The following is a 16038-nucleotide window of genomic DNA, read 5'->3' on the forward strand; positions in this document are numbered from 1 at the left end:
AACCTGCACTCGTGACGGATGCCGACAACCCGCCCGTGATTCCTCTTGCTTCCGCGCCTGGGGCGCGCGAGTCGTGGGACCGCCCGCTGTGGGTGGTTCTGCTCTGGGCCGTGTGCGAGCTGCTGTTCGTGTCATCGGCGTGGCAGTTGAGCTCACGGCTGCGCATCGCCGTGCTGCGGGCGTTCGGGGCCGAGATCGGCTCGGGGGTCATCATGCGGCCGCGCATCCGCGTGCGCTTCCCGTGGAAGCTGCACATCGGAGCCGACAGCTGGATCGGCGAGGGCGTGTGGCTGCACAACCAGAACCACATCTACATCGGCAATGACGTCGTCATCTCGCAGGAGACGCTGCTGACGACCGGCTCGCATCGGCACCGCCGCGACATGGCGCTCGTCACCCGGCCGATCGTGATCGAGCCGGGCGTGTGGATCACCTCGCGCTGCATGGTGCTCGGCGGCGCACACGTCGGGCGCTCGGCGCTCGCGCGGCCGATGACCGTCGTCTCCGGCACGGTGCCGCCGAACGCCGTCGTCGCCGGTCGTGACGGCGAGGTCGTCGGAACGCGGTTCCCCGCCGAGGCGGAGGAGCGCCGCCGGTGAGGATCGCGCATGTCGTGACCTACGTGTCGGAGGACGGCGCGTTCGGCGGCCCCGTCGCCGTCGCGGTGGCCCAGACAGCCGAGCTCGCGCGCCGTGGTCACCAGGTCGAGCTGCTCGCCGGGTGGGATGGGAAAGCGCAGCTGGCCGTGCCCGGCGTCGCCGTGCGGCTGTTCCCGGTGAGCGCGCTGCCCGTCGGCGGCTTCAGCGGGCTGCGGGCACCCGAGTTGGCGCGCCGGCTGCTACCCCGCGCGGGATCGCTCGACGCCGTCCACCTGCACCTCGCACGCGACCTGATCACACTGCCGCTGGCCGCGCGCCTCGCGCGCTCAGGGCGCCCGTTCATCGTGCAGCCGCACGGCATGGTGATGCCGGACGCGCGCCCGAAGACCCGCCTCTTCGATGCCGTGTGGACGAAACGCACCCTGCGCGCAGCATCGACCGCTTTCGCGCTGACCGATCGGGAAGAGGCCGGTCTCGCCGCCGTCGGCGGCGACGGCGTGCGGGTCGAGAGGATCGCCAACGGCATCGATGCGCGACCGACGGCGGATGCCGCACGCGATGCCGCTCACCCCGAGGTGCTGTTCCTCGCCCGGCTGCACCCGCGCAAGCGCGTGATGGCGTTCGCGCGGGCGGCCGCGCTGCTGGCGGAGCGCGGCAGTCCTGCCCGGTTCACCGTGGTCGGCCCCGATGAGGGCGATCTCGCCGAGCTGCAGCGCTTCATCGCCGAGCACCCCGCGGTTCCGTTGCGCTACGAGGGCGCGATCTCGCAGGGCGCCGCGCGGGGGCGCATCGCGCAGGCATCCGTCTATGTCCTGCCCTCGTTCGGCGAGGTGTTCCCGATGACGGTGCTCGAGGCGCTTTCGGCCGGAACGCCGGTGGTGCTCACGAGCGACTGCGGAATCGCGGACGAGCTCGCTCAGCGCGGGGCGGGGCACGTCACCGACGGCAGCCCAGGGGAGCTGGCGGACGCCGTCTCTGCTCTGCTCTCAGACGCGAGCGCCTGGTCGGCTGCGGTCGCGGCCGGCTCGGCGAGCATCACCGAGGTCTTCGGGATCGGGGCCGTGGCCGATCGACTCGAGGCGGCATACGCCGACGCGGGCGCCCGGGTCGCTCTCGCCGTGCGCTGATCGGCCACGCCGCGAGCTGTTTCGGGTTCGGAATCGCCGCCGTCTGCCGCGGCTCGGGCGCGCCACGTCGCGTTCGAGACCGCGATCAGCGACGACAGCAGCAAGAACGTGGGGAACCCGCGGTTCTCGGGCGGGAAGCCGTTCACCAGGGTGACGAGCGTCAGCACCGTCACGATGGCGGCGAAGGTGCGGCCGAACGCCGTGCTGCCGGTCTCGGGGCGGGCGAGCTTCCACAGGGCGATGAAGAACAGCAGCAGCGCGAGCACCAGCACGGCGGTGCCGAAGACACCGAACTTCTCGAGCGGCACGAGCGGCGAGTCCAGCGTGAACACGTTCGCGCCGATCTGGCCGGTCGCGACATTGATCATGTCGTGGCCGAAGCCCCAGCCGAAGGTGGGCTTGAGCTGCCACTGCTGGTGCAGCCACGTCAGTGCGCGCAGGCGCGCCTGCGCCGACTGGTCATTCGTGATCGCCGAGAACCCGTCGGTGAGGAAGCGCTGGAAGAACGCGTAGCGGCCGACGGCAGTGTCGTTAGAGCTGGCGCTGTAGTTCAGCACGACGATGAAGCCGATCACGGCCGCGGCGACCGCCGTGAGCACCCGTGCGGTCTTCGCGAAGAACCCCCCGCCGCCGACGGCGACGGCGACGAGCAGCGCGATGACGCACTGCACGATCGTCTGACGGCCGCCCGCGACGACCATGATGCCCATCAGGGCGAGTGCAGCCACGAGCCAGGCCACGCCGCGCAGCCGGCCGGAGGTGAAGCGGGCGAGGCACAGGGCGAGCGTGGCGAAGACCACGAACGACGACGCCAGCCCGAACTGCTGGCTGTCACCGCCCTGCTCGGCCGCGCGGCGCCCGAGCCAGGCGACCGAGAACGAATAGGCGCCGATGACCCCTGCGAGCAGCGCGAGGACCGAGACTGCCCGTGGGGCGAGGCGGAAACCGGCCTCGACGCCGATGAGCACGGCCATGGGCAGCAGCAGGTAGTTGAGCGCATCGCGCATCCATGCGTCGATCGCCACGCTGTTCCAGCTCAGCGCGATGAGCTGCCACAGCAGGAAGGCCGAAAGGATGCCGACCGCGCAGAAGACGAGCCGGACCCCCGATCGCGCCCGGGCGGTGAGGTCAGGCATCCGTCTGATCAGCGACAGCAGCGCCCAGATGGCGAGCACGCCCGCGACCCCGATGAATGCTGCTTTCACCCCCGTCGGGATCGTGGCGACCTGAAACAGGAAGATCGACCCGAAGACGATGACCGACGACCACGTGAGTGCGACGTCGAAGCGCACGAGCACCAGCGCGACGCACACGCCGATGAGGACGAAGGGCAGGATACCTGCTTCGAGCCCGACGAAGACGAGCACCGCCACCGCTGCGGCACCGGCCAGCGCCGCGATCAGGGTCAGTTGAAAGCTCCCCCGCTGCGTCATGCGCGGCAGGTTTTCAAGCGTTCCTGACAATTGGAGGGGTTGACAGCTCGGGGCCGGGATCGGCAGTCCGCCGCGTACAGAGCCAGGTGAAGAGCACCAGCGTGACGAGTCCGGCCATGGACTGCAGCAGCGATCCGCGCAGCACGATCAGCTGGTATGCCGCGACCAAGGGGACGAGCATCGAGACGAAGCTCGACTGAGAGAGTGCATCGCGCGAGCGCCGTTCGAAGCGCCCGGTGACGACTCCGAGAATCAGGAAGACAATCACGACCAACGGGAATCCGCCGTCGATGTATGCCTCGGCCTGCAGCGGTGACGACAGGTTCGTGAAGACGTAGCCCTGATGAGTCGCGACGAGAACCCCGGTATCGAGAGACTTCCCGGACCAGAGCGACCGCGGCACGAAGAACAGCAGCGAGCTCAGCAGTTGACGCCCGCCGGTGTGACCGAGGTCGCCGACGTACAGCGTCGTGTTCGCGATCTGCTGGAACGCGTCATAGTCGCCGCTGCGCAGAGAGTCGACAACGCTGCCCCTGACTGAGAAGGCGCCTCCGGTGCGGCGGAAGGCGTTGAGCGCGGGGAAGAGAAACGCGATGCCGGCGAGGATGCCGGCGCCGAGGTACATCATGCGGGCGCGCCCCAGCGGCCACACGACGGCCAGCACGAGCCCCGAGGCGACGGCCGCAACGCGGTAGCGCGCGGTCGAGGTCGGGTTCGAGACGAGCACCGTCAGGGCAACGAGCAGCAGTAGCCAGAGCCAGCCTCGCGACAGCATCCCCAGGCGCTTCGCCCTGATGAAGAGGTAGGCGACGACGAAGACGGTCGTGACCATGAGCGCGGTGTTGATGGCGGCGGTGACGTTGTCCACGGCGCCGGCGTTGCCGAGCGCGATGGCCTGGGAGCGCTCCTGCCGACCGTTGACGAGGCTCGCGACGCCGACGCGGGCGATCTCGATGACGCAGATCACGATCGCGAGCGGCGCCGCCAGCCGCAGACGTGCGGTGGAGAGGACGTAGCGGGCCGGCCGCAGCGGCTTCGTGTCGGTGCGCCAGGAGGTCAGCACGCCGAGGTCGTAGCAGACGAACGAGACCAGGATCAGGCTGCACACCGTGACCATGGTCGGCTCGGGGATGCTGCCCGGCCACGGCCATTTGCCTGCGCTCAACTGCGCGAACGGGGCCAGGCCGAAGAAGACCCAACTGAAGATCCAGAAGAAGAGCTGCAGGATCTGGTCACGGCCGTTGAACAGCACCATCGTCATACGCACGCCTGCGTAGGCATTGACGAGCAGCAGCAGGAAGGTGCCCGAGTTCAAGAACACGAGCGAGCTGAGGTAGGCGGGCACACCTATGCCGATGAGCAGCAGGGCGCCCGGGAAGAGACCGTAGACGACCGCGATCGAGCGGTCAGAGCCGGCGGCGGTCGGCGCCGGTGCCGTGAGCTTCGACGCCGGCCGGTTCGCCGGCGGGCTCGGCACGCGCGCCGTCGTGCTCATCAGCTCAGCGCGCCTTCGGTTCGCGGCCTCACGACGGCGATTCCCGCAAGCAGCGCGGCGATGCGGAAGCCCAGCGCTCCTCGCACGGACGGGAGTCCGCCGTCACCGGCGATGGCGAGAGACCCGATGCCCTCGTTGAGCAGCACGCGGCGCCAGCGCCACGGACCGATCAGTGCGCCGAGCAGCAGGCGAGCCCGCCCACGCGAGTCGGTGACGCTGAAGCTGCGCGTCACCAGAATCGGCTGCGCCCCCGCCTTGACCGCCTGCCGGTACTGATCTTGGTGCGACACCAGCACGAAGTCCGCTGCCGCGAGCAGCTCGCGAGGAATCCGATCGACGTCGCCTGCCCTCGGCAGCGCGAGCGCGCGAACCTGACGCTGCTGCGCCGGTGCGGGCATCGTCGCCGCGCTCATGACGCCACCCACTGTGCGCGCCACGCGTCGATCTCTACGCGGGGCAGGTGCAGCGTCTTCGGCTGAGGCGAGTCGAGCAGTGCCGCGATGCGGTCGAGCGCGTGCCGCGACGGCGCGACCAGGCCCACCGAGCGCGCGATCTCGCGTGCGCGGTTGTCGATGCTCAGGATGAGCGTCGGGACGCCCTGCTGCATCGCGCGAATCCCGCCGTGCAGCCGCAGGCCGACGTAGGCGGTCGACGGCTCGCGCAACTCGGCGTCGAAGGCTGCGAGCTCCGGCGGAATGAGTCGGACCTCGTCGCCGGCGATGCTGCGCAGGTAGCGCTCATCGCCCGGTCCCTGCGGCCAGTAGAGAACCTCCTCGAATCGCGTTTCGAGCAGGTCGATCAGGCGGCGGTCGGCGAGCGGGTCCTGGTTGTAGTCCGTGAACGTCGCGATCACGCGGCGCTGACCACCCGGCAGGTTCTGGCGAGTGACGCCCCACAGCGTGGGGCAGCTCGTGTGCAGGGCGCGTACCTTCGCCGCCGCCAGCCGCCTCGCCGAGTACTCGTCGCGCACCGCCCAGGGGCGGCCGGAGCTCAGCGACCGCAGCCAGCGCGCACTGAACGGATCGATGCCACCGGTCTGGTACTGCCACCACCCGACGCCGAAGGTCGTCAGCTTCCCGCGCGTCAGCTCGATGTCCTTCTTCGCCCACTGCCATGGCGAGCGGAAGCGCATGTTGTCGGCGAGCAGGTTGGTGCCCGAGACCACGACCTCGTCCGCCTCTCGCAGCAGCGCCCTGCTGTCGTCGCTCAGGTGCCCGTGCATCGGGATCGTCTGCACGTCGACACCCGCCGCGCGCAGCGGGTTCACGAACTCGCGGTGCACGGCATCGGAGATGATCTGGTCACCGAGGTTGGTGGATTTCAGCCCGGGGTCGACAAGGACGATCATCAGGCGCTCCCTTCGACGGCAGAGGCGGGGGCAGAGGCGGCGACCGGCTCGCGCGTCGGCGCGGCGAGCGCGCGCAGCTGAGCGGCGAACTCGCGGCCGACGGCGCCCCAGTTGCCCTCTGTCCGCGCCCATTCCCGCGCGGCCTGGCCGACGGCCGCGTTGCGGTCGATCGCGGCGAGCGCCGCGCCGGCATCCACGCTCGCATCGTCGAATCGCACCGCCTGCAGAACGCCGCGCGGCGCGAGCTCGTCGGCCGCGTGGATGGTCGCCGAGATCAGCGACGGCACGCCGCTCGCCGCCATCTCGAGCAGCGCGATGCTGCACGACTCCCAGCGCGACGGGTGCAGGTATGCACGGCAGCCGGCGATCAGCTCGGCCTTCCTAGCGCCGCTCACCCGCCGGCCGATCTCGACGGTGCCGCGCAAGCCGAGCCGTGCGAGCTGGTCGGCGACGCGCTGCCGGCCGCCCAGGAAGTCCGGGCCGGCAAGCACCAGCTTGGGCCGCGGTGCGGGCAAGCGCGACCAGAAGTCGACGAGGTGGTCGAGGCCCTTGTGGTACGGGTCGAAGCGCCCGATCCACAGGAAGTAGTCGCCGTCGCCGCGCCACTCGGGCACGGAGGTCGCGTCAGGCGTGCCGTTGGGTGCGGTGATGAAGCGACGGAGGCCTGGCTCGAAGGCTCTGAGCACGCGCTCCTCCCCCGGGTAGAACACGTGCACGGCATCCGCGCTGCGCAGCATCCACCGCTCCGCTCGCGCGCGCAGGCCGAGCAGATCGCGCTGGGTCTCGACCAGCTGCGGTTCATATACCCCGTGCGGCATGACCACGACGCGCGCGCCGGCCCTCTTGGCAGCGCGCACCGCGGCGAGGTTCGAAAGCACCCACCCCTCGTGCACGTACAGCACGTCGTCGGGCGTGAGCAGTTCGCCGAGCCCCGTGGGCACCCACGTCGTGCGGCTGTTGCCGCGATGCGGAATCACCTTAACGTCATCAAGCCGCGCGAACTCGTTGCCCACTCCCCCGGGCGGCTCGGCCGCGAGGATCTTCGTGTCATAGCCGGCGTCGAGGCACGCCTGCACCCAGTGGTCGAGCGCGTCGGTCACCCCAGAGGGGTGCGCGAGGTACCTCGCGTAGTAGTGATAGACGGTCATCGCGCTGCCTCCCGAGTCTCGAGCGTGTGCAAGATGACGGAGCTGATCGCCGCGGCCGCGCCCTCGATCGTCGGCAGCGAGTCCGACGGGCCCTCCGTGCGCGGCACCGCCCAGCCCAGCCAAGCGCGGGCGAGCGCGTCGGAGTCTGCGTCGACCGTGACCACGTCCTTCCCCTCTGCCAGGTATTCGGTCTCTGGGGCGTTGAGGTCGTTGCGCGCGGCCAGGATCGGCAGGCCCATGACCAGCGCGTCCACCGCGACGAGCCCGATGCGCCCCGGGTTCACCAGCAGACGGGCCACGCGCGCGGCCGGGGCGTAGTCAGCGGGGCCGGCCTGCCCGAGCAGCACGACGCGGCCCGTGCGGTCGGCGAGGGTCTTGAGCTGAGGCAGGTGCTCGCCGCTTCCCGCCACGACGAGCCACCAGTCGGGATCGGCGGCGAAGACGCGCTCTGCCGCGTCGATGAGCAGGTCGATGCGCTTGTGCCGGTTGACCGCGCCGAGATACAGGGCGATCTTGGCGTTCGCGGGGATGCCGTGGGCGAGCTCGAACGCGGCGGTGTCGGTCGGCGTCGTCGCCTCGAGAATGCGACGCAGTGCCGTGGTATCCGTCGTGTTGCGGAACGCCGTGACCGCGGCCGGTGAGCGGCCCGTGCGCTCGAGCACCGCCTCGCGGCCCGCCTCGGTATAGGTCAGCACGTGACGCGCGCGCCGATTGAGAGCGGTCTCGACGCGCATCGACAGGCCGCCCTCATCGCTCGTGTAAGAGCGGCCGTGGCCGAAGGTGATGAAGGGCTTCCGCCCCGCGGCGGCCGCCCAGGCGTTGAGGTTGGCGCCCTCCATCTCGGTGACGAGCAGCGCGTGCTGCCAGTCGCGCGGCAGTCGCCGCAGCCTGAGCTTGGGCAATCGGTTCGAGACGGCGACGGTCTTCACCGCCACCTGCTCGGCCCAGGGCGCCTCCACTCCGTCACCGCGCTCGGCTCTGAGCGCCAGTTGGGCAGCGTCGCCCCCGAAGAAGATGCGAGTCTCGACGCCCTGGTCGGCGAGCGTCGAGACCACTAGGTCCCACAAGGGGAAGCGATAGGCAGGTACGTACGGCTGCGTGATGGCCACGCGGCGGGGCTCGGTCATCGCACGCGCTCCGTCTCGCTCGGTGTCGCGGCTTCTTCCGCGGCGGCCGCGTCTGCGACATCCGTATTCATCTCGGTGTCGCTGGATGATTTCGACACGCTCAATCCGACGGCCTCGGGCCGCACCAACCGCGCACGCAGCCGCCAGTGCCCCAGCGCCCACACGGCCGCGACGACGACGGCCAGGCCGAGCCACACGTAGCTCACCGCGCCGCTCGTGAGCGCGCCCGCGCACAGCGCGGCGGTGCCCACGGCGAGTGGAACGGTGAGCGCGATGCGGCCCCACACGCTCGCTCCGCGCAGGACGATCCAGGTGCGGGCGATGCCGAGTGCGATCTTCCAGGCGGTGAGCGCCGTGGCGAGCACCGTGATGCTGCCGGTGAGCAGCGTCAGCGCGGCGAGCGCGGTGCCGATCGTGTCGGCCGCGTTGAACGCGGTGCTCTGCCACCAGCGGTTCTGCGACTGCTGATAGGCGTCCATCACGGGCGTCATCATGCGGATCGGCAGACTCGCCACCAGGATCACGGTCGCCGGGATCGCCGCGAGCCACTGGTGCGAGATGAAGGGCGTGATCGGCGCCGCGAGCATCGCCCCGAGCGCGCAGACGACGAGCAGGGCTGCGCCGAAGAAGCTGCTGAGGTCGAGCGCGAGGCCTGTGCGGTCCCGTTCGCCTGCGCGACCGAGGGTCGACAGGCTGACCTTCGCGAGCGGGCCGGAGAGCACGCCCGAGATGCCCATCGTGATCTGGAAGCTGAAGAAGTAGAGGCCGACCAGGTGCGGGCTCGCGACGAACTGGCCGACGACGAAGCCGACCTGCAGGGGCAGCGTCATCATCCACGAGTTGACGGCCCACGAGAACCGCTGGCTGCGGGTGATCTCGGCGCCGCGACTCTCGGGCTCTGAGCGGGCCTGCTTCCCGACGACGCGGTACAGCCAGACATCCATGATCAGCGAATACGCGAACGTCGAGATCGCGATCGCGAGGGCCGAGTGGGTGATCACCGCGACGACCACGCCGAGCGCGACCTTCGAGACGGCCGCGCCGAACTGGGCCGTGACCGCCTTGCGGAACCGGTTGTGCTTGACGCTCGCGCTGTAAAGCAGGTCGCTCTCGCCCTGGAACGGGATAGTCACGGCGACGATCGCGCCGAGGATCGCGACCTCCCACCGGCCGGAGAGCGCGTAGGCGCCGGCGATAACCAGGCCGGCGAGCGTCAGCACCGAGTTGAGGCGCCGGGTGACCCCGCGGGCGATCGCGAAGTGCGCGCCGTGGCCCGACAGGTAGCCGTTCACCTCGCCGAAGTTCGCGAGGCCGGCGACGAACGCGAGGATCGAGTTGGCCGAGGCCCAGAACCCGAACTCCGTCGGCGTCAGCCAGAACGCCAGCAGGATCTGGCCGACGGCAGCCAGGCCGCGCGTTCCGATCGTGCCGATCGAGAGGCCGAAGACGCCCTTGAGCGCCGTGCCGACGCCCGCGCCCTGGGCCTGGCTGGGCCTCTGGCCGCCGGCGGCCGTGCCGTTGGCGGCCGCGGTCGGGGCCGCGCTCACCGGGCACCCACCAGTTCGACGTTCGGCAGTTCGGCGAGCGAGCGCTCGTAGACGCCCTGCAGCTTGTGATAGCCCGCCTCGACGAGCACGACCCGCTTGCCGAGGATCGCCGCGGGCAGCCCCACGTGCAGCCGGTCGGTGACGACCGCGTCGGCATTCCGCAGCACGCGACGGTACTCGTCGTAGGTCGCGTACTGCACGGCGCTCAGGTCGACATCGCGGCGGCGCCCGGCGTGCTCGAGCTCGGCGCGCGTCTCGGCCGGCAGCCGCCCGAGCAGCCGGTCGGCAGCGGCCGCGAGCTGCGCGCGGCGCGCACGGCGCACCGCCGCCGTGTACCAGGGTCCGTAGGGCACGGCCTTTTTCAGGCGGGCAAGAAGGCGAGCGGATGCCTGACCCGACGCACGTGCGCCGTGGGTCGACCCCGACCCGGCCGACCGCAGGTCGGCGGCCTCTTTGTCACGCCGCCCCGCCACGAGCAGCCCGCCCCCGCTGCCGGCCCCGCCGAGCAGCTCTGGGACGAACTCGTGGCCTGAGGCGACCACGTCGTGGTCGAGCGCGAGGGTGACGCCGACATCCGCGAGCGACAGCCCCCACTGCTCGTCGAGGTGGTCGAACGAGTACTTCTCGCGCGTGATCCACAGCGTCTCGGCACTGCGCCCGCGGAACATGAACGCCGGGTCGCGCGTCGGGAACAGCGTCGACGACGGGAAGATCACGAGCGGCACCCCCTCGGCGCCACGCAGGCGCTCGGCGAGCAGCTCGGGGAACCCGTACACCTCGAGCAGCGCGCCGTTCGGCGGCACGATCACGACATCGGCCGCCGCCGGAGCCGCGACGGCACGGATGTCGAGCCGCTCGAGGATGCGGTGGAACACGGCATGCATGATGCGGTCGCCGTTGTTGCCGAGCATCGTGCGGCCGTCGGCCGCCGTCATCGGGATCAGGTACGCGCTCGCCCCGCGATAGCCGTCGAGCAGCCGCTCGAGCCCCTCGAGGCCCGGCATCGTTCCGGTCACGGCGCCGTCGAGCGTCACGCGGCGGGCTCTTCCGCTCGGCGGGTGGCGGCGGTCACGGGCGCCGCTGAGGTCACAAGGCGCGCGGACGTCGCAGGATCGGCAACGGCGACGTGGGCAGCGCCCCGCGGGCGCCGCCCGATGCCCTCGAGATAGGCCGCGGCGACGGCACGGCTGCCGAAGTGCGCGTGCGCAAAGTCGGCCGCCCGCCGCGAGTACTCGGCCCACGCGCCGTCGTCGAGAATCCGCTCGACCGCCTCGGCGATGCGCTCGCCGTCGGGCGTCACGACGAGCCCGCCGCCCGAGGCGATCACGGTGTCCCCCATCGCGCCCACGTCGGTCACGACGGCGGGCAGTCCCGTCATCATCGCCTCGGCGAGCGCCCCCGGCATTCCCTCTGAGGACGACGGCAGCACGAACACATCGATCTCGGCGCGCAGTACGGATGCCACGTCCGACCGCATCCCCGCGATCACGACGTGCTCGTCGAGACCCAGCTCGGCCACCCGCTTGCGGAACCCGCCCTCGAACTCGGCCGACGCGAACGGCCCCACGAACACCGCGGACGCGTCGACGCCTCGCTCGCGCAGCATCGCGACCGCGTCGAGCAGAAGCTGCGGCCGCTTGATCGGCCCGAGCTTCCCGACGAAGCCGATCCGCACCGCGTCGGCGCCGGGCACGGCACGCCCTTCACTCGTGAACACGCTCTCGTCGACGGCGTTGCCGAGCGGCACGATGCGGTCTTCCGGCATCCCCAGTGCGCGCAGCTCGCGCTCGATGCCGCACGTGATCGCGAAGCCCACGCGCGCGCGGCGGACGACACGTCGCAGCAGCCGGGACTTGAGCGCCGCGAGCGGCTTCGCGCCGGCCGGCACGAGGTCACCGCGCTCGAGCACGGGCAGCAGCACGGCCCGGCCGGGCGGCACGGCATAGGCCGCGACGAGGTTCGCCAGGTACAGCCCCTGCAGGTGCACGAGCACCTCCGAGCCAGCGCGCTGGCGCACGGCCCGTGCTGCCCGGACTCCCCACGCGAGCTGCTCACGCAGGCCGAAGTGCGCGCGCCGCGACAGCGCGGTCGCGTCGGTCGCCCAGGCCGGCACCTCTTCGCCGCCGCGGTCGCGATACAGCACGTCGATGCGCGCATCGGGCTCCTCGGCGCAGACCGCGCTGAACAGCCGGCCGAGGAATGTCACCGGCCCGCTGTAGCCGCCGCCGACGCCCCACGGGGTGAGGACGACTTCGGTGAAAGCATCCGTGCCCATCAATACGCTCCGTCCCGGCCCCATCAATACGCTCCGTCCCGCGCGAGCACGGCCTTGGCCGTGCGCCACAGAATCGCGAGATCGCCGGTCATCGACCAGTTCTCGACGTAGTAGAGGTCGAGGCGCACGGATTCCTCCCACGTGAGGTTCGAGCGGCCGCTCACCTGCCACAGCCCCGTGATGCCGGGCTTCACGAGGAACCGGCGGTGCGTGTGCTCCTCGTACTGCGTGAGTTCGCGCTCGAGCGAGGGCCGGGGGCCGATGAGCGACATCGAACCGCCGATCACGTTGAACAGCTGCGGCAGTTCGTCGAGGCTGTAGCGGCGCAGCACGTGCCCGACGCGCGTGATGCGCGGGTCGTCCTTCATCTTGAACAGCACGCTGTTGCCCTCGTCGTGCGGGGCGCCGCGCAGCGTGGCGAGCTTCGCCTCCGCGTCGGGCACCATCGAGCGGAACTTGAGCATGCGGAACGGACGCCCGTTGAGGCCGATGCGCTGCTGCTTGAACAGCACGGGCCCGGCCGAATCCACCCGCACCGCCAGCGCGATCGCGAGCAGCACGGGCGACAGCAGCACGACGAGCAACCCCGCGACGACGAGGTCGAAAGCCCGCTTCGCGACGAGCTTCGCGCCCTCGTAGCGCGGCGTCTCGACGTGCATCAGCGGCAGGCCGGCGACCGGGCGCGTGTGGATGCGCGGGCCGCCGACGTCGATGATGCTCGGCGCCACGACGAGGTGCTGACGGCCGGGCTGCAGCCCCCAGCTGATGCGCCGCACCCGGTCGTTCGGCAGTTCATCGCTGCTGGTGATGATGACGGTGTCGGCCTCGGTGAGCTCCATCGCCTCGTGGACGCCGTCGAAGTCGCCGACCACGGGAATCGCATGCTCGGCGAGCGGTGCGACATGGTCGTTCGGCGACAGGCAGGCGCCGACCACGCGGTAGCCCGCGTTGCGCTGGTGGATCAGCTCGGCCGCCGTCTGGGCGACGGACGCCGCCGATCCGACGAGCAGCACCCGGGAGGAATACCGGCCGCCCTCGCGCTGCACATGCAGCCACTGCCGCCACATCCAGCGGATCGCGAGCAGCACGAGCGCGCCCACCGGCAGCGCGATCAGGATGTAGCCGCGCGCCAGGTCGATCTTGAACAGGAACGCGACGATGGCAACCAGCCCGAACAGCCGCACAGAGGCGTTGACGACGCGCGTGTACTCGGCGCTGCCGGTGCCGATCGTGCGTGCGCTGCGAGTGTCGTAGAGACCGAGCGCCGCGACCCACAGCACCACGATCAGCAGCGAGATCAGCGAATAGCTGATGCCCATGTGATCGCCGAACTGCTCGCGCGTCTGCACCTGCGTGTCGATTCCGAGCCAGAGGATCTGCACGCCGAAGACCACCCACACGAGCGCCAGCGCGTCGGTGATCAGCAGGCGCCGGGCATAGCCCTTTCGCCAGTCCCCTGTCATGCGTTTGGTCGACGCCATAGGTTCGACGCCGACCAGCACGTGGTCAGCCATGTCTTTTCCGCCTCTGTGTGGTCGGTCACAGTGGTGGGGAGAGCCGTGCCCCCCTTTGTGGGGACAGCCTATGACAGAAGCCGATGCAGAATCCATGTGCCCGGGTTACGTGGAGGTTTAAGTTGCGAGGCCCGCGCGTCACAGCCTGCGGAACGCGAACGAGAGCTGGGGGCCGGTTTTTTCCGACGCGATGACGGATGATTTCGACACGCTCAATCCGGCGGCCCGTGCCGGCGCCTCCCTCGTCAGAAGCAGCGCCTCGGCCGCCACTCGCGCCGCGTCGGCGATCTCGCCGCCCACCTCGTCGTAGATCTCTTGCGGCAGTCCGATGGGGTCACGGATGTCGTCGTCTTCTGCCGCCGCGGGCGAGCTGCCGCCGCGCAGCGCCGCGAGCTCGCCGATCAGTTCCGCCGGGGTCCGCGCCCCCGACTCTGCGGGCCCGAGGTCGCCCACGAGCCGCGCGAACTCGCGCAGCGTGAAGCTGTAGCGCAGCGCCCGGGGGTGCAGTTCGACGGCCGCAGCCCGATGCTCGCGGGTCAGGCCGAGCACCAGCCCCGCCGAGGCGACGGCCGCCTCGTCGAGTCGGCGAGCGCGGTGCTCACGGGCATCCGACTCTGAGATCCCGTGCGCCTGCGCGACCGTCACCATCTCGTCGGTCATGCGCATGCGCGGCCGCGCGATCGTGCCGGCGCTCGAAGCGGCGAGGTCGCTGCGGCCCGCGAAGGCGCGGGCGAGCAGCAGCTCGAGGAACGGCGAACGGCACACGTTCCCCGAGCACACCGCGAGCACCCCGAACGGCAGGCCGACGGGTGCCGCGGCGCTCATGCGCTGGCGGTGTGCCCGGCCGCCTCGGCGTTCTTCCGCCCCTTCGAGCCCGAGCGCGAACGGCGCTTGCGCTCGTCGCCCTGCTCTTCGCCGTAGTAGCCGTAGCCGTAGCGGCCGTAGGCGTACGCATCGGGGCCCTTGGTCGGCACCATCGTCATCACGATGCCGCCGACGCGGCTGCCCACCTGCTCAATCGCCGCGACGGCCGACTTGAGCTGGTTCTTGTGCGTGCGCCCCGCGGCGACCACCACGAGCGAGCCCGTCGTCGACTTGCTGAGCACGGCGGCGTCGGTGACGGGAAGCAGCGGCGGCGCGTCGTAGAGCACGTAGTCGAACTGCTCTTCGAGCACCGAGATCAGCTTGCGCATGCGGCCGCTGCCGAGCAGCTCGCTGGGGTTCGGAGGGATGCGGCCGGCCGGCAGCACGTAGAGGTTCGTCTTGCCCCACCGCTGCACCACGTCGCCGACGTCGACCCTGCCGAGCAGCACGTCGGTGAGGCCCACAGCGCCCTCGAGGCCGAGGTAGCCGGCGAGCTTCGGGCGGCGCAGGTCGGCATCGACGACCAGGATGTTGCTCGACGTGCTCGCAAGCGCGAGGCCGAGGTTCGCCGTGGTCGTGCTCTTGCCCTCCTGCGCGAGCGAGCTCGTCACGACGAAGCTGCGGCCCTTGCGCGGTGCGCCCTCATCGAGCCCGTCTGCGACGTCGGCCGGGTCGAGGTCGAGCTGCTCGACGTCATCGCCGATGTTCAGGAACTGCAGGTTCGTGCGCAGCGTGCGGAACGCCTCTGCCCGGTTGGAGTACGGGTCGTCGGCCACGATCAGCGGTCGCACCGTCGCCTTCGGATCGAAGGTGATGCCGCCGACGATCGGCGCCGGGCTGATCGCCTCGACATCGTGCTCGGTGCGCACCCGGGTGTCGAGCGTCTCGCGCAGCACCGCGACGGCGACGCCGAGCGCGAGGCCGACGAGCAAGCCGAGCAGGACGTTGAGCTGGATGTTCGGGCTGCTCGGCCGCAGCGGCACCACGGCGTCCTGCACGCGGCTGAGCTTCACCGGCGAGACGTTGTCGTCGGCGTCCGTCGTCTCGAGCTGCTGCACCACCGTGCTCAGGCTCTCGGCCGTCGCGTTGGCGAGGTCGGCCGCCATCTTGGGGTCCTGGTCGGTCGCCTCGATCTGCAGCAGCGTCGTGTTGGTCGGCGCGGTCGCCGAGATCTGCCGCGACAGTGACGCGGGTGTCGCCTTGAGGTGCAGCCCGACGATCACCGGCTGCAGCACCGCCGGCGTGCCGACGAGGCCCGCGTACGTGGTGATGCGGTCTTGCGAGTACGCCTGCCCCTGCACGAGGTCTGAGGCGTTGCCGCCGACCTGGGTGTTGATGAACACCTTGGAGTCGGCGGTGTAGGTCGGCGCCTTGACGGCGGAGAAGAGCGCCGCCACGCCGACACCAACGACCACGCAGGCCAGGATGATGAGCCAGCCTTTGCGCAGCACTCGGATGTAATCGCGTAGTTCCACGTACCTGCCTTTGGTCGGAGGGGCAGTAATGGCGTACCCCGAAAGGGGGCCGTGCGCACCATGGTGCACGGTTCCGTCGCGCGCTG

General features: G+C 70.7%; 13 protein-coding genes. 2 read left to right on the forward strand and 11 right to left on the reverse strand.

What is annotated here, in order from left to right; translation table 11 throughout:
• Nucleotides 1-11: 11 nt before the first annotated feature.
• Entirely contained in the window at nucleotides 12-599 is a 588-nt protein-coding gene (locus ABD736_RS15285; protein WP_344792735.1) for an LbetaH domain-containing protein, read from the forward strand.
• Nucleotides 596-1726 carry a glycosyltransferase gene (locus tag ABD736_RS15290; RefSeq protein ID WP_344792736.1) on the forward strand — a complete coding sequence of 377 codons (1131 nt, stop codon included), beginning with the start codon at nucleotides 596-598 and terminating at the stop codon, nucleotides 1724-1726. The genes ABD736_RS15285 and ABD736_RS15290 overlap by 4 nt, the downstream gene beginning before the upstream one ends.
• 1446 nt (nucleotides 1727-3172) lie before the next feature.
• On the opposite strand, the gene ABD736_RS15295 is transcribed toward ABD736_RS15290, so the two are convergent.
• From ABD736_RS15295 to ABD736_RS15345, 11 genes are all read right to left on the reverse strand, one after another.
• Entirely contained in the window at nucleotides 3173-4654 is a 1482-nt protein-coding gene (locus ABD736_RS15295) for a hypothetical protein (RefSeq protein ID WP_344792737.1), read from the reverse strand.
• On the reverse strand, nucleotides 4654-5091 hold the full coding sequence (locus ABD736_RS15300; protein ID WP_344792738.1) for a hypothetical protein: 438 nt from the start codon (nucleotides 5089-5091) through the stop codon (nucleotides 4654-4656). Before ABD736_RS15300 ends, ABD736_RS15295 begins: the two co-directional genes overlap by 1 nt.
• On the reverse strand, nucleotides 5064-6002 hold the full coding sequence (locus ABD736_RS15305; RefSeq protein ID WP_344792739.1) for a polysaccharide pyruvyl transferase family protein: 939 nt from the start codon (nucleotides 6000-6002) through the stop codon (nucleotides 5064-5066). The genes ABD736_RS15300 and ABD736_RS15305 overlap by 28 nt, the downstream gene beginning before the upstream one ends.
• On the reverse strand, nucleotides 6002-7150 hold the full coding sequence (locus tag ABD736_RS15310) for a glycosyltransferase family 4 protein (protein ID WP_344792740.1): 1149 nt from the start codon (nucleotides 7148-7150) through the stop codon (nucleotides 6002-6004). The genes ABD736_RS15305 and ABD736_RS15310 overlap by 1 nt, the downstream gene beginning before the upstream one ends.
• Nucleotides 7147-8277 (reverse strand): glycosyltransferase, encoded by a 1131-nt coding sequence (locus tag ABD736_RS15315; RefSeq protein WP_344792741.1) that lies wholly within the window; start codon nucleotides 8275-8277, stop codon nucleotides 7147-7149. The genes ABD736_RS15310 and ABD736_RS15315 overlap by 4 nt, the downstream gene beginning before the upstream one ends.
• A complete protein-coding gene (locus ABD736_RS15320; protein ID WP_344792742.1) occupies nucleotides 8274-9824 on the reverse strand; it encodes an oligosaccharide flippase family protein in 1551 nt (516 codons plus the stop codon). Before ABD736_RS15320 ends, ABD736_RS15315 begins: the two co-directional genes overlap by 4 nt.
• Nucleotides 9821-10858: a hypothetical protein gene (locus tag ABD736_RS15325; RefSeq protein ID WP_344792743.1), complete on the reverse strand. Its 1038-nt coding sequence runs from the start codon at nucleotides 10856-10858 to the stop codon at nucleotides 9821-9823. The genes ABD736_RS15320 and ABD736_RS15325 overlap by 4 nt, the downstream gene beginning before the upstream one ends.
• Complete coding sequence (locus tag ABD736_RS15330) at nucleotides 10855-12099, reverse strand: glycosyltransferase family 4 protein (RefSeq protein WP_344792744.1); 1245 nt, start codon at nucleotides 12097-12099, stop codon at nucleotides 10855-10857. Before ABD736_RS15330 ends, ABD736_RS15325 begins: the two co-directional genes overlap by 4 nt.
• A gap of 23 nt (nucleotides 12100-12122) precedes the next feature.
• On the reverse strand, nucleotides 12123-13613 hold the full coding sequence (locus ABD736_RS15335; protein ID WP_344792745.1) for a sugar transferase: 1491 nt from the start codon (nucleotides 13611-13613) through the stop codon (nucleotides 12123-12125).
• A 138-nt stretch (nucleotides 13614-13751) separates the two neighbouring features.
• Nucleotides 13752-14438 (reverse strand): arsenate reductase/protein-tyrosine-phosphatase family protein, encoded by a 687-nt coding sequence (locus ABD736_RS15340; RefSeq protein WP_344792746.1) that lies wholly within the window; start codon nucleotides 14436-14438, stop codon nucleotides 13752-13754.
• Complete coding sequence (locus ABD736_RS15345) at nucleotides 14435-15952, reverse strand: tyrosine-protein kinase domain-containing protein (RefSeq protein ID WP_344792747.1); 1518 nt, start codon at nucleotides 15950-15952, stop codon at nucleotides 14435-14437. The genes ABD736_RS15340 and ABD736_RS15345 overlap by 4 nt, the downstream gene beginning before the upstream one ends.
• Between the last annotated feature and the right edge of the window lie 86 nt (nucleotides 15953-16038).

The sequence above is a fragment of the Gryllotalpicola daejeonensis genome, from assembly GCF_039538145.1.
Taxonomy (GTDB): domain Bacteria; phylum Actinomycetota; class Actinomycetes; order Actinomycetales; family Microbacteriaceae; genus Gryllotalpicola; species Gryllotalpicola daejeonensis.

What these genes read in the sequence shown, in the direction of transcription:
- ABD736_RS15310 (WP_344792740.1), bottom strand. Translation starts at nt 7,150, where the DNA reads ATGACCGTCTATCACTACTACGCGAGGTACCTCGCGCACCCCTCTGGG.
- ABD736_RS15295 (WP_344792737.1), bottom strand. Translation starts at nt 4,654, where the DNA reads ATGAGCACGACGGCGCGCGTGCCGAGCCCGCCGGCGAACCGGCCGGCG.
- ABD736_RS15305 (WP_344792739.1), bottom strand. Translation starts at nt 6,002, where the DNA reads ATGATCGTCCTTGTCGACCCCGGGCTGAAATCCACCAACCTCGGTGAC.
- ABD736_RS15335 (WP_344792745.1), bottom strand. Translation starts at nt 13,613, where the DNA reads ATGGCTGACCACGTGCTGGTCGGCGTCGAACCTATGGCGTCGACCAAA.
- ABD736_RS15340 (WP_344792746.1), bottom strand. Translation starts at nt 14,438, where the DNA reads ATGAGCGCCGCGGCACCCGTCGGCCTGCCGTTCGGGGTGCTCGCGGTG.
- ABD736_RS15330 (WP_344792744.1), bottom strand. Translation starts at nt 12,099, where the DNA reads ATGGGCACGGATGCTTTCACCGAAGTCGTCCTCACCCCGTGGGGCGTC.
- ABD736_RS15315 (WP_344792741.1), bottom strand. Translation starts at nt 8,277, where the DNA reads ATGACCGAGCCCCGCCGCGTGGCCATCACGCAGCCGTACGTACCTGCC.